We start from the raw sequence: 12423 nt of genomic DNA, 5'->3' as shown, positions 1-12423 counted from the left end.
CTCCCGGTTTAAAAGATTTCACACTTATCAGTGTGGCACGTCACCGTCATGGTGCGAAGGGGGTACGTCAGAACGGGAGAAATCTGAAGGTCAGTGCATCTGCTGCGCCAGCATCCTGACGGCGCGTTCGCAGCTTTCGCGCATTCCGGCCGAGCCGGCCGCCTCGCCCATACTATGCAGGGCGCTGGTGATTTCGTGAAGAGTGAGGTACTGGTCCGGCTTAAGAAGGCGTGCCACGACCGTTCCGATAACGGCGTAGATATCTTCGGCGGTGGTGTCATCGTTCATATGACCTCCGTCCGTGTCCGTAGTGGATAACTGTACAGTATAACAGAAAGGCACCGCAGCAGATACCTCTGTGCCTCAGGGGCATCAATGGAGCTTCTGCTCTGGCAGTCCGGCGGCGCTGGCCACCCCGGTTTTTTTCCCGGCGCGGATATGCATTTCCCGACGGACCTCTTCGATAGCGCGCAGACCCGCGCGAATGCGATCTTCATCAGTTTCATTTTCAATGGCCGACCGCAGGCGATCCGTAAGGGCCGCCCAGCTGATGGCCACGTCCTCATCCAGCAGCGCCGTCACGGCCTCGCCAATCATGATGTCGGCCATTTTGTCGTCAAAGTTATTTTTCATGGGGTTATCCGGCAGCAGGTTTCGGGGGCAGAGCTTACCACAGCCTCACTGACACGAACACGACCGGAGAAGATACCATGCAGTAAACTTTACCGACGCAGCGTACTGACGCGCACAGTAATGCTGCCCGGGGCATTCTTATTAATTCGCGCGCTCTGAAGGTATTTCACTCCAGCGCCGGCATTTTCTTTCTGCGGCCACGCTGCTCAGGTGCTGATGGCTTGCAGAGTTCGCAACCAGTTCTACGCTGGGCAGACCAGACAAAAGAGTACTGATTTTAAAACAATAAATGGCGAAAAAATGATTTTAAGTGAGTTTATGCTGTAGGTGAACCGCTGGCCTGATATGCATTTCCCAGCAATCAAAAGCGAGCAGCGCGACGCCGGCATCGAGATTTATGCCATCGACTTCTCAAACCAGACCAAACGCCGGCTGCTGATATAGCCGACGCAAAGCACGCGTCGGCAATGATGAGCCACTTCCGCATCTGGCTTTAAAAGTCCAACCGTGGCAGACCCCTGCGGCAGGAAAAGCCTGAAATGCCGGTGGGCGTCTTGAGCGCGCAGCAACCGTCTTACCGGGCCGCGCATCCTGTTAATCATCCGGGGCCCGCGGGCTCTTTTTCTTCCGGCCGCCTCAGATAGCCTCACGGGTCTCCGGCCAGGCCACAGCCGCGCCTTCTGCGGTGAACAACGCTCCCTGGAAGTCAGTGACCCCCGCGGCCTCCAGCCACATCCACTCCTCCGGCTGCTCGATACCTGCCGCGATGACGTTTATCTCCAGCGCTGAACAGCAGCGCAGTACCGCGTGTACCACCGCCTGACGGGGGCCGCTGCGGTGAATATTGCGCACGATCCCGGCACCGATGCGCACGCGGTCCGGCTGAACGTGCGCCAGCAGCGACAATCCGGCGGCGCCGTCACCGAAGTTATCGATGGACAGGCTGATGCCGGCCTGCTTCAGCTGGCGCACCGACTGAGAAAACGCATCCAGCTGAGAGATGACCTCCGTCTCGCTGACGCCCACTATGATCTGCTGCGGCACCAGCGCGGCGCTTTCGATGGCGCTGACGAGCCGGCTGACGGCATCCGGAACAGAAACAAGCGTCATGGGCAGAATGCTGATGTACAGCATGATGTCGTCCGGGCACGATCTTCCGGCCCTGCACAGGGCCCCGGTGACCGTGGCGAGGTTGTTCACGTACAGCGCCTCGCCGGTAAGTCCGTCTGGCGCTTCATCGGGTATGGCCTCGAGGGCCGTCACTTCGCGCCCCAGCGGATCGACCACCGGGCGGAAGGTGACGCCCGCTGCCGGGGCCGGTGAGCCGCTCTCATCCGGCACAAAGTCCCAGTAATCGGCGGGCAGGACCTCGAAATAGTTTTCTTTCTCACGGGCTTCCACGAAGGTTCGCAGGAACTGCAGGCCGCGATCGTCATATGTCAGGCGGTATTTAGACGTGCCGCGGTCAAGTACCGCCTGCAGCACGCTGCCTCTGTCGTGATGGCGCAGGTCGAACAGCTCCATCCCGTGGTTGCCGAAGCGACGCGACGGTGAGTAGTCGCGCATCAGCTCAACCACGTTGTGGTGCCGCCGGTCGGCGCAGATACGACCGTAGATATCCATCACGCCCTCCTCCGGGCCCTCCAGAATCTGAAAGAAGTGGGTGCCGTTAAAAAGCAGGATGCCCGTGACCTGATGGCGGGCATTCAGCAGGCTCGCCTTCTCCACCATGCCCGGCAGGATGCTGACGGGAACCTCTTCGGCGAGGTGACTCCGGTAAATTATTGTTGTAAGCATGTTCAGACTCCGTATTGCCGCAGATTGTCACGGGCACCATAGCAGCTGGCTGTCATTTCTCAAACCTGACCGGAAACCTGCACCTGGACCTGAGGAGTGTACCGACAGGGAAGCCTGCGGTAGTCCGGGACAATTATCTGAGTGATGGATGCTCCGGTAAATGAGCCTGTCAGGCAGAATCGTGGGAATATCTGAGCAGAACATTTCAACGCGCGTGGATTCCTTTAACCACTCGTCCAGACATAAATTATTACGAATCAGGGTGTTTTCAGAATATCCATCGGGCACTTTCTTCGTCTGCGTCTACAGTGTGACGTGAGGTTGTCATTAACGTCAAACGGAGGTAGTTAATTTGTCTATTCAACATGACGGGAAAGGGTACGTCATTATTGGCGAAGCGGCACTGAGCCTGGCGCTGGGCGAAAAGGAAATAAGTGTGCATTCGCTTATTGTCGAGCTCGGAAATATGGCTGAGGCCGGCGGCAGCGATAACCGGCTCACCGAAATATCCGAAGCCAGAAGCTGGCTGAAGAGCTTCCACGAGCCGGAGCAGGCCGTCCGGCGGGTGCCGTACCTGCAGACGCTTGCGGGCCTGAACGACGAGAAGAACTGACGCCAAAGGACGTAGTCCGGCTCTGGCCGGAAGACGACGATGTAGATGACCTCACCGGTCTCGCGAAGGCGTGTACCGGCCGGAGAATCTGTCAGGGACGACACCTCCATTTTTCCTGCACTTAAATTGCGTCAGAAATTAATTCTACCACTATATATTCAGGCATACATTGGCTGCTTTAACAGAAAGGGAGGCCACGTATGTGGGAGTTTTACTATCTGCTCAGGGTGAGTAAGCAGGACTGGCTGCACGTGAAAGGCTGCGCGTGTCTGGAAGACCACCCGGAGCGTCAGTTTCTGGGATCGGCCTTCAGCTACCGGCACGCCTATCAGACTGCTTCACAACGCCTCGGCATACGGGCCTGCATCTGCCGGTTGTGCGTGGACGACAGCATGTCCGAAATGTGGGACATCACGCTTTCACCGCCAGCATGATGAGCCGTTTTTACGCTTAAGTCACAGACCTGATAATTATTCACGCCGGATCCCGTCATGCACCTAAACTTAATGTTACCCGATACCGGGTGACGGAGGTAACCATGGCTGACCGTAATGACAAAAATGTGAAGGATGGCAAAGACGCCGACCACAGCAAACTGCCTGCGGGCAACAAAAAAGACACCAGGGACAGCGATAACACAAAGCAGAAGGGCGGGAAGTGACCCCGCGGGAGCGCAGAATGTCTGAACACCCGATGCCTGATGACGATGCGCCCCTGCCGGATGAGGTGCCTGCGCCCGGTCACGAAGACGAGGTGCCCGGCGGCGACAGAGATATTCCGCCCGACAGGGGAGCCCCACCGCTGATTTAACCGCCTCCGGGCGGTTTTTTTCGTACGTATTTATGCGCACCGCTTACTGCGATACACTGTATATATCCCCAATAAGTGGAGCGCATCTGAAAAACGAACATGAGATACAGCGCCTGGTGCACGAAGCCATCGGGCTGGCCATCAGGCAGATACTGCGCAGTGGCGGATCAGTGAGCCCGCACGAGCTCATCGGTATGCTGTGGCGCCTGAAGGAGTCCAGCGCCGATGTGAACATGCGTGAGGCCTGCCAGCGGGCTATCCGCCTTTTTGTGGGAAAACTTAACTGAAGCACATCCCCCCAGGTCTGAGCTTTGACGTCACGAGGCCTGTCCGCCGGCGTCGTCGGGCGTATGGGTGACGATCAGCTCCAGCACGTTGCGCAGCACCCCCTGCCTTTGCACGTTACGCTCATGCTCAAGCTCACGAATGACGTGAATGATGAGCGTTTTATTGGTCAACTGACCGCCCGAGGCCAGAATCATCTGTATTGCTGCCTCAAGCTCCTGACGCTCTGCCGCCAGTGTATCGCCGCAGCTCTGCAGCCGGGCGCGGATTGCTGTCACCGAGTTAGTGTCTTTCATGCTGTGAAGGTCCCTGCCGAAACAGCCTGAGCGGATAACGGCGATGGAAGTGGTTACGTGAATTGTTATTGTATTGCCTGCAACGTTGCATCTGCAGCGCTTACCTGATGGTAAGTTCATTATAGGCCAGACAGGACAGTAATGCGCTTTGCTAATCAGTCCGTATGCGTGTAATCAATATTTATGAAAGCAGTTGAAGGCGGGCGCTCAACGCCCGCTGTCGCGGAATGTGGTTATCTCATTTCATCATCATCATCCTGAAGGCGGATAGTGGCCTCGCCGCCAGCGCTATGGTTGTCTGCATCAGGGAGCATCCACCCCTTACCTGCACCGTCGCGCGCACCTACAGTCCGGAAGTCACGCAGCCAGCTTATAGCCGCGCTGATGCGGGCAATACGGCTGCTGAGTTTTTCAGCTCTCAGCATTAGATTCAGCTCCTTGAGGAGCGCATCGACGGATATTTCCTGTTCACGCACGGCAAGATTGACTGCTGCTTCACCAATAACTGCGTGACCGGTCATGTCTTCGCTGTACAACACGTTACACCTCTCTTAATTAATGAATGCGAATTCTGTTAACCACGTCCTGATTATAGCAAAGTGGTTGGTGGGATTTAAATGTAATCTATTGGCTGAAGTCTGCGGATTAATAAGGATGAATAAACCGAACCTTTAATTATAAGTGTAATGTACTGATATATAGTAATTATTAGTGTGATGTTGATATTCATTCGCATGAAATGGTTTTCGGATGAATGAATTCTACAGAGCCGTATTTCAGGTTGTATGCGGAAAAATTTGAAGAGGGCGGACACGTGCGGGTGAAAGCCGGCTTCAGCCATACTGAGATGGCATGCCAGGTGTGCAGGGCAACGCAACCTTTGTAAGGCTGCGGGGGACTTTTCACCGTGCCGGGTTCCCTACACATGACAACAGGAAATATGTTTGTGATTTTCCGGTTTCGTTTAAATACCAGTCTGGTTTCCAAAAAAATACCCCATCTTCCTTCCGCTTCGTACAGGAATAAAGAATCCTGGTATGCGCATGGATGCGTTGACGGCCGTATACCTGATACAACAGCATACATGATGTATCAGCCGTCAAGTCTGTGAAATATTACAGTTCTGGCTTCCGGGAGCGGTGACAGAAATTTCATTGCGCGGAGAGGCTGCTGAAATTATCTGACGTAAAAACATGAGTTGCGAAAAATTATTTTCCAACCCGGGATCGCGCGGTATTAACCGTTATTAAAAATAAATGCCCTCCCCGGCCAGGTGTGAAGCCTGTCGGTCTCTTCCACTGATTTTGGCGCCGGCGCTTCATCTGATGTTCAGACGAATGTAACGGATGAGCTGAGCGGGCCAGTCACATACGATTAATTAACCGAGTCTATTGACATCATACACAACTACTCACTTGAACTACGGCCTGCGGGGCTCCCTTTCTTCGTTCATTGCCGGTGCTACTTTGCCCTTCGCCGCGACTGGATCGACCGAAGCATGACTACACACCGTAACAGTAGAAGTGCCATAAACACACAGAGCGTCAACACCGCCACGCTAAAATCGCCCAAAACATGGGGTAAGAGACCGGAGAACAACTACCTTAACCCGGCACTGTCAGAGGGGCTGGATTTTCTTGTGTCACTCAGTGCAATGCAAATCCATGAAGACGACCGCCTAGACTGTTGCACGGGACCATCAGACACATGACCCAGTAGGTATGCAACACCGTCACAGATTGGTCTGAACTGTGCCCACTGCTGTCGGTGTCGTCACTGGCTGCCTGGATCAGAGCCGTCATTTTTCCCTAGAACTGTTTGGTGAAACCGGCGAATCAGCATGGATGGATGTAGCCATCTGAAAATGCTACTCAGAGATGGTTATGCAATGAAAAGGCTGAGATCGCCTAATCGCTTACCCAACCGGATTTAAGAAGCTGTGCCATGCAAAATACCTACTTAGACGTCACCCCTGACGCGACCACCACCCGTGCGCTGATCGAAATAGTGGCCAGCAATAACGCCCAAAACTTCAACGACTCTGGATCTGTATCTACTGCAACAGGGATTGAAAACATCAGCGATAACGTTCGCTTTTTTATACGTCTTCAGATTCGTTATGCATAGGGAAATTACGTGATGGCCACGGAGAGTCAGATCCTTGAAGAAGCCGCACGCGCCATCGATCATCGCTACGCCACCGGGACCTTTTTTGCCTCACCAGAGATGTCCGGAGTGTTTTTCAGAGTAAAACTTGTCGGCCGGTCGCGTGAAATTTTTGCTGTTGCTTTTCTGAATAACCAGCATCAGCTGTTTGCTTATGAAGAGATGTTTCAGGGAATTATTTCAAGCGTCGGGATTCCCCCGGATGTTGTGTACAGAACACTGCAGCTTAACGCGGCGGTGGTCACCGTCACTCACAACGCGGAGAACTCGCACGAGGCGCGAGAGCTGGCCGGTCGCAAGCTGGTACCACGCAGCGGGGAGCCGGGCTGGTGCGGAGAGTGGTTGAAGACATTAACGGCATTGCATTCCAGACTAATATCCTCGCGCTTAACGCCGCCGTAGAGGCCGCTTCAGGTACAGGTTCGCCCCCACAGAAGGGTGATTGGTTAGCGTTTGGGCATCAGTAGCGCGCGGCGGCGGGTTTTCTCCAGCCACTGACGCACGCGATTGGTATCCGGGCCCGCCTCGCGCACGGCCCGGGTCAATCGCTCCTGGGTCGTGCGCAGTTCCAGCGTCCAGAAGGTTATCTGCCACTATTCCCGGATAACCGGCAGGCAGCGTGAGCACGCCTTCGGTAAATAAGCCTGTCAGCGATGTATCCTGCCCAGAGTTTGGTAAATGCTGCAATTGCATCGGCAATTCCTTCAAATGTCCCGAGCCATGAGGCCGGTATACCCAGCACGGCCAGGAAACCAGGCAAAATAACGGTGGCCGTTTCATAACAGAAATCTCCCAGAGCGCTGGTGAACCCGACACCCACGACCGTACGATTGAGCCAGCGGGGCCTGCCTCCACCAGTGACTAAAGTTGCCTTTTGATTTTTAAATTTATCAACCATTTTGCTCATCTCCTGCATGTTCAATGTTCCGAAGGGATGTTGGAGCTGTAAGGCGGCAGGCGATCCCGCATAAATATTGCAACGTGTTATCCAGTATCCGTTGCCGGAGCAACAAAACCTCTCAGTCCTGTCTGTTGCTCAACAGCCGTAAAGTCTCGCTTCACCATCTTTATTAAATAATTTAGCTTCCCGCATAATAAAAGCATCCGGTTTGATATCATTAATTAACGCGTTTTGATCTTTGTCCCTGTCCCTGTCCCTGTCCCTGTCCCTGTTTCGGTTAGTCTCAATGTAACCTGCGAAAACGTATTGTAAGTAAGCACACACAAAACAGTTATCTGTCAACATATAAGTCATGAACATAAAAACACAGTTCTGAGAGCACAGTTCGGACTGGAAATTTTGCTGATAAAACTAAGTATCATTCCACAATGAACTCAGCTTGCGATGCAGATACACTTCCGGACTGAGATGGCGGCATTAAAATTAAGGATGAATAATGCTGTTCCTGTCAGAATGTCGGGCCATGTGGAGTGCCAGTTCAATGTGCAAATGCCAGCAACAATCAGCGCCAGGCTGGCTATCACGTAATTGCGTGATGTGAGATACCCCATTTTTGTTACGGCATTATTATTAATCCGAAAACGTCTCATCAGATATGCGCATGTGACATTGACAGCCAAAGAACCCATCCCTATTAAATTAAAAAGAAATATGTCAGGTGTAACTGGATCATGAAATTTATCCACAGAGACCACCAGAAAAGCGATTCCGGGTAGTAGCAGTAAAAGTGACAGTATACGCCCGGTCATGGTGATGATCCGCGAGGATTCCGTCATGGAAGAAAAAATGAATATCGCGGTTACTGCATCCTCAATAAAATCGCAACTATCAGCATAGATGGACAGTGCCTTGATCTTATATGCAATTGAAAATTCAATAATGAAATAAATTAAGTTTAACAGATAGACTATAATAACTGCCTGTCTGGGCCGGAGAAAACACTGAGGTTTTCTCTCGGTACCACCCAGTCCAGCATAATAATTTTTCATATGAAATCACGCCGAACGATGTTTTCGATAAAAATCAGCAATCCTGACAGTTATCGTCAGATGCTTCGAAGACCTTTTTTGCATATTCCTCAAGTAAAATCTCACATTTATTTAACCGTAAAGTCGCAGTCTCGCTCATTAATGATTTGTAAAAATCCAGTTTCATGATCTTTTCCAGCCACGTCTTTAACTTTTTCAGCTCTGCATCATTCTCTTCCAGTTCAGAAAAAGTAAAGTGTTTTATAGCAGTTTCTTTTGCTATTTCGTTTTCGAAGTCCAGACACTTTCCAAGAAACTCGGTGTACTCTTCATCCCTGTCGGAACAAAACCGGGCAATAACCTTCTCTTCCTGGACACCATCAAGTGCGACTGATTCCAGTAATACACACTCTCCGGCCATATTAGCTATCTCATTTTCGATGATTTTCAACTGTCTGGTGTGTTCTTCATTTTTTGGCAAAAGACAAACCCCGTTCTGTATATACACTGCTCCCAGTGCTTTCAGCTTTCGCCAAAGCGCTATACGTTTACGTGCTGGTTCAGAGGGTACCTTATACGAAATCAGGAGCCAGTTATGTGAGATCATCCGATCAATTCCAATGTAACAACGGTTACAATAAAAGTGTAGCAACAGATGTTATTAGGTTTCCTTCCTTCACACCATACATTTTTCGCATGGGTAAAAACTGCCATAAAAATCATTGCCTGTTTGTAAAAACTGTTAGACACTGAGTCGAAGGTGATGGCGTTCCACCTTATCCAAACCGCTCCCTCGCTGGAGCTGATGACGCCTGGTATGTCTCTTCGTATTCATTAGAGGCATGTCAGGCTCATTCTCGTTTTTCCGATGGCCTGCATGCTTTACACTCAGGGCCGGATAATGATCAACGTATTTGGACACACTAATCCTGACAGTGATGCTGTCTGTAGCGCTGTTGTCGCCGCCTTCTGGCTTTCCAGTCAGGGTCGCCGGGCCCGGGCCTGGCGGCTCGGTGAGGTAAGCCGCGAGACCCGTTATATTTTCCGGGTTGCCGGATTACATTTGCCGGAACGCCTGATCATGCTCAGAGAGGATGAACCCGTCTGGCTGGTTGATTTCACCGAACCCGCACAGGGCCCCGGTTTCCTTTCCCTCTGCAATATTATCGGCATCATTGACCATCATCGCCTTGGTGGCCTGATCACGCATCTTCCACCTGAAGTGTGGATTAAACCGGTTGGTAGTAGCGCAACTCTGCTCTGGACAATCATGGAGCCACCGATCAGGGCAATGCTGCCACCGGCTTATGCCATCCTGTTACTGGGTGCAATTATCAGCGATACCATTGCGCTAAAATCCCCTACGACGACGGATGATGATTACCGTGCCGTTGCTGAAATCAGCAAGCTGGCTGGTGTTAATTTGAGTTCGTTCACTGCCCAGTTACTTGCAGCCAAAACCGACACTGACGGACTTAATGCTGAAGAGCTACTGGAGAAAGATCTCAAGGCATTTGTCATCTCGGGAACCGATGTTCGCATTGCTCAGCTGGAAGTTTCTTCACCTGAACAGGTCCAAAATCAACTGGGCCACCTAAAAGAGGCGATGTCCCATTTGGCTGAGCAGACGGGGGCCGGTCTTGTTGTGCTTATGGTCACGGACATCGTCAAATCCTTCTCCACTCTCTATTTTGCCGGTCCCGCGCTGAAACAGGCTGGTCCCTGTTCCGTACCGGGCATGCTCAGCAGAAAAAAGCAGCTCCTGCCATGGCTTGCCAGTCACCTGAAAATAAACACGGGGGAAGCATTATGACCTGTTATTCCCATGCTCTTGTTCTGATCCATGACAGGGAAGACGGTGCTGTTCTGGTCAAACTTGCCGCCATTCTGGCAGAGCAGCTTGCAATGAAAATTACGCTTGCGCACGTCAGCGACGATTACCGGGAAATGAACTACGTTTCTGACAGCATCATGGACGACGTGGTTTCGGCCGACGTGATTAAGGTCAAAGAGTTTCTCAGCAGTCTTACAGCCGCAATGCCCGTCCCGGCTGATACACGGGTGCTGGTTACAATGAGCAATATTGATGATGTGGAGGAATGCATCGTGGATCTGAACATTGATCTGATTATTGCAGGGCACCGAAATCGTTTTCTTGGTTTATTAACATCAAAGTCAATGGATTACATCAACCATCTTAATGTTGACGTGTTGATCCGACATATTTACTGATAAATAAGGAGAGCAGCATGAACTTTAAACTGGAGAAAGTAACTGCACGTGAAATCCTGGATTCACGCGGAAATCCCACCGTTGAGGTTGAGGCTTACACTGAAGATGGTCAGATGGCTCGCGCGTCTGTTCCATCAGGAGCCAGTACGGGGTCCAGGGAGGCAGTCGAACTTCGCGACGGTGATGCCAGCCGGTTTGGTGGCAAAGGAGTAAAGCAGGCGGTGGCGTCGGTAAATACTGCAATCAGCAAGGTTCTGGCCGGACTTGACGTCAGGGAGCAACGCCACATTGATAATGTTTTGCTGGCTCTTGATGGAACGGAAAATAAAAGCCGGCTCGGTGCGAATGCCATTCTGGGCGTTTCTCTCGCAACAGCCCGGCTGGCAGCAGGGGCTGCACGCCAGCCTCTGTATCGCTGGTTAGGCGGGCTGCGAGCTAACCTTTTGCCGGTTCCCTGCATGAACATCATCAACGGTGGCGTGCATGCGCGCGGTCAGGGCGCTGACTTTCAGGAGTTTATGATTGCTCCACACGGTGCTCCCTGCCTGACAGAGGCCGTTCGTCAGGGCAGTGAAGTTTATCAGGCGTTACGCCAGATTCTGCTGAATAAAAATTTGCCTGTTGCAGTCGGTGATGAAGGTGGCTTTGCCCCTCCGGTATCTTCTAATCGCCAGCCACTCGACTTTATCGTACAGGCAATTGAGAAGGCAGGTTACCGGCCCGGAGAAGATATCAGTATCTGTGTTGATCCCGCATCCAGTGAATTCTACTACGAACAAAAATATACGCTGCGAACTGAAAACAGTGCGCTGACGCCAGAAGAAATGACGGATTATTACGATGAGCTGATTGACCAGTATCCCATTATCTTGCTCGAAGACGGTCTGGCTGAGGATGACTGGACGGGCTGGAAGTATATGTCTCAGCGCCTGAGTGACCGTGTCGAACTGGTAGGCGACGACTTGTTCGTCACCAATGTGAAATATATCCAGCGTGGTATTGAGGAAAATCTGGCAACGGCTGCCCTCATTAAACTCAATCAAATCGGAACGCTGAGCGAGACGTTTGATGCTGTGGCTCTCTGTCAGCAAAATGGCTGGGGAGCATTCATTTCTCATCGCAGCGGTGAAACTGTTGACAGTTTTATTGCGGATATGACCGTCGCGCTCCGCGCTGGTCATCTGAAAACCGGTGCTCCCTGCCGGGGTGAACGCATAGAGAAATACAATCAACTGATGCGGATTGAATATCAGCTGGGTTCTGATGCGCAATATGCCGGACTTAAGGCATTTGTACGTAAAAGATAAAATCTACGTAAGTAGCCCGGTTACCGCAGGACATTTATAAAATGGTTAATAATAACGACATCAGGCCTTATACTGTTGCTATATGGCTAGAGTCACTGGAACCTGGAAAACAGATTCACCGGCTGGGTTGATGTGCCACTGACTTTCAGGGGACAGCTCGAAGCCATCAGAGCCGGCAGGTTCATTAAAAATGCCGATATTATTCCGAATGTTGTCTGCAGCTCAGCACTGAAGCGATGCATACGTTCTACCTGGCAGGTATTAGATCGGTTGGATCGCTCATGGTTGCCAGTCGAAAAAAACTGGCGATAAAATGAAAGACATTATGGTACAGGGTTTGAATAAGGACAAAACA

The 12423-nt window shown here is 51.7% G+C and carries 19 protein-coding genes, 1 pseudogene and 1 riboswitch; of the genes and pseudogenes, 11 read left to right on the top strand and 9 right to left on the bottom strand.

Annotation, left to right across the window (positions count from 1 at the left end; translation table 11 throughout):
- Positions 1–90 precede the first annotated feature (90 nt).
- The 3 genes from PAT9B_RS24635 to PAT9B_RS24625 form a co-directional block, all read right to left on the bottom strand.
- Positions 91–288, bottom strand: coding sequence for a hypothetical protein (locus tag PAT9B_RS24635; protein ID WP_013512013.1), 198 nt, complete (start codon positions 286–288; stop codon positions 91–93).
- 84 nt (positions 289–372) lie between these two features.
- A complete protein-coding gene (locus PAT9B_RS24630; RefSeq protein WP_013512012.1) occupies positions 373–633 on the bottom strand; it encodes a hypothetical protein in 261 nt (86 codons plus the stop codon).
- 636 nt (positions 634–1269) lie between these two features.
- Positions 1270–2430 carry a diguanylate phosphodiesterase gene (locus PAT9B_RS24625; protein ID WP_013512011.1) on the bottom strand — a complete coding sequence of 387 codons (1161 nt, stop codon included), beginning with the start codon at positions 2428–2430 and terminating at the stop codon, positions 1270–1272.
- Positions 2431–2782: 352 nt separating this feature from the next.
- Here PAT9B_RS24625 and PAT9B_RS24620 point away from each other — a divergent pair, with 352 nt between their 5' ends.
- From PAT9B_RS24620 to PAT9B_RS31395, 4 genes are all read left to right on the top strand, one after another.
- Positions 2783–3043 carry a hypothetical protein gene (locus PAT9B_RS24620; protein ID WP_013512010.1) on the top strand — a complete coding sequence of 87 codons (261 nt, stop codon included), beginning with the start codon at positions 2783–2785 and terminating at the stop codon, positions 3041–3043.
- A 200-nt stretch (positions 3044–3243) separates the two neighbouring features.
- On the top strand, positions 3244–3477 hold the full coding sequence (locus PAT9B_RS24615) for a hypothetical protein (RefSeq protein ID WP_013512009.1): 234 nt from the start codon (positions 3244–3246) through the stop codon (positions 3475–3477).
- A gap of 104 nt (positions 3478–3581) precedes the next feature.
- The gene (locus PAT9B_RS31400) at positions 3582–3704 is read left to right on the top strand and encodes a hypothetical protein (RefSeq protein WP_013512008.1); all 123 of its coding nucleotides are present in this window, start codon (positions 3582–3584) and stop codon (positions 3702–3704) included.
- 17 nt (positions 3705–3721) lie between these two features.
- Positions 3722–3853, top strand: coding sequence for a hypothetical protein (locus PAT9B_RS31395; protein ID WP_013512007.1), 132 nt, complete (start codon positions 3722–3724; stop codon positions 3851–3853).
- Positions 3854–4170: 317 nt separating this feature from the next.
- Here the strand turns inward: PAT9B_RS31395 and PAT9B_RS24610 are convergent, their stop codons facing one another.
- On the bottom strand, positions 4171–4434 hold the full coding sequence (locus PAT9B_RS24610) for a biofilm development regulator YmgB/AriR family protein (RefSeq protein WP_013512005.1): 264 nt from the start codon (positions 4432–4434) through the stop codon (positions 4171–4173).
- 233 nt (positions 4435–4667) lie between these two features.
- Positions 4668–4973 carry a hypothetical protein gene (locus tag PAT9B_RS24605; RefSeq protein WP_013512004.1) on the bottom strand — a complete coding sequence of 102 codons (306 nt, stop codon included), beginning with the start codon at positions 4971–4973 and terminating at the stop codon, positions 4668–4670.
- 1405 nt (positions 4974–6378) lie between these two features.
- On the opposite strand from PAT9B_RS24605, the gene PAT9B_RS29460 reads away from it, so the two are divergent.
- Genes PAT9B_RS29460 through PAT9B_RS31505 form a run of 3 tightly spaced genes read left to right on the top strand, consistent with a single transcriptional unit; the run spans position 6379 to position 7067 of the window.
- Positions 6379–6561: a hypothetical protein gene (locus PAT9B_RS29460; RefSeq protein ID WP_013512002.1), complete on the top strand. Its 183-nt coding sequence runs from the start codon at positions 6379–6381 to the stop codon at positions 6559–6561.
- 12 nt (positions 6562–6573) lie between these two features.
- Positions 6574–7002 carry a JAB domain-containing protein gene (locus PAT9B_RS31510; RefSeq protein WP_049792232.1) on the top strand — a complete coding sequence of 143 codons (429 nt, stop codon included), beginning with the start codon at positions 6574–6576 and terminating at the stop codon, positions 7000–7002.
- Complete coding sequence (locus tag PAT9B_RS31505; RefSeq protein WP_369700795.1) at positions 6951–7067, top strand: methyl-accepting chemotaxis protein; 117 nt, start codon at positions 6951–6953, stop codon at positions 7065–7067. Before PAT9B_RS31510 ends, PAT9B_RS31505 begins: the two co-directional genes overlap by 52 nt.
- On the opposite strand, the gene PAT9B_RS31210 is transcribed toward PAT9B_RS31505, so the two are convergent.
- The 4 genes and pseudogenes from PAT9B_RS31210 to PAT9B_RS24580 all read right to left on the bottom strand — a co-directional run bounded on the left by PAT9B_RS31210 (position 7047) and on the right by PAT9B_RS24580 (position 9136).
- Positions 7047–7145, bottom strand: a complete 99-nt coding sequence (locus PAT9B_RS31210) for a hypothetical protein (protein ID WP_223300517.1) — start codon at positions 7143–7145, stop codon at positions 7047–7049. The two genes, PAT9B_RS31505 and PAT9B_RS31210, sit on opposite strands and share 21 nt — an antisense overlap.
- An 83-nt stretch (positions 7146–7228) precedes the next feature.
- Positions 7229–7498 (bottom strand): annotated as a pseudogene (locus PAT9B_RS24595) (hypothetical protein); the annotation flags it as partial.
- 437 nt (positions 7499–7935) lie between these two features.
- Positions 7936–8550, bottom strand: a complete 615-nt coding sequence (locus PAT9B_RS24585) for a cation diffusion facilitator family transporter (protein WP_013512000.1) — start codon at positions 8548–8550, stop codon at positions 7936–7938.
- A gap of 34 nt (positions 8551–8584) precedes the next feature.
- Complete coding sequence (locus PAT9B_RS24580) at positions 8585–9136, bottom strand: Chromate resistance protein ChrB (protein ID WP_013511999.1); 552 nt, start codon at positions 9134–9136, stop codon at positions 8585–8587.
- A gap of 143 nt (positions 9137–9279) precedes the next feature.
- Positions 9280–9351, top strand: a riboswitch (Fluoride riboswitch).
- Between the two features lie 79 nt (positions 9352–9430).
- Here PAT9B_RS24580 and PAT9B_RS24575 point away from each other — a divergent pair.
- The 4 genes from PAT9B_RS24575 (at position 9431) to PAT9B_RS31500 (ending at position 12380) form a co-directional block, all read left to right on the top strand.
- On the top strand, positions 9431–10342 hold the full coding sequence (locus PAT9B_RS24575) for a DHHA2 domain-containing protein (protein WP_013511998.1): 912 nt from the start codon (positions 9431–9433) through the stop codon (positions 10340–10342).
- On the top strand, positions 10339–10761 hold the full coding sequence (locus PAT9B_RS24570) for a universal stress protein (protein WP_013511997.1): 423 nt from the start codon (positions 10339–10341) through the stop codon (positions 10759–10761). The genes PAT9B_RS24575 and PAT9B_RS24570 overlap by 4 nt, the downstream gene beginning before the upstream one ends.
- 17 nt (positions 10762–10778) lie before the next feature.
- Positions 10779–12068 (top strand): phosphopyruvate hydratase, encoded by a 1290-nt coding sequence (gene eno, locus PAT9B_RS24565; RefSeq protein WP_013511996.1) that lies wholly within the window; start codon positions 10779–10781, stop codon positions 12066–12068.
- A gap of 102 nt (positions 12069–12170) precedes the next feature.
- On the top strand, positions 12171–12380 hold the full coding sequence (locus PAT9B_RS31500; protein WP_083810362.1) for a histidine phosphatase family protein: 210 nt from the start codon (positions 12171–12173) through the stop codon (positions 12378–12380).
- Positions 12381–12423 lie beyond the last annotated feature (43 nt).

This window comes from Pantoea sp. At-9b, from assembly GCF_000175935.2.
Classification (GTDB): Bacteria; Pseudomonadota; Gammaproteobacteria; order Enterobacterales; family Enterobacteriaceae; genus Pantoea.
The sequence above is the reverse complement of the archived record's forward strand: the minus strand, read 5'-3'. Positions and strand labels throughout refer to the sequence as shown.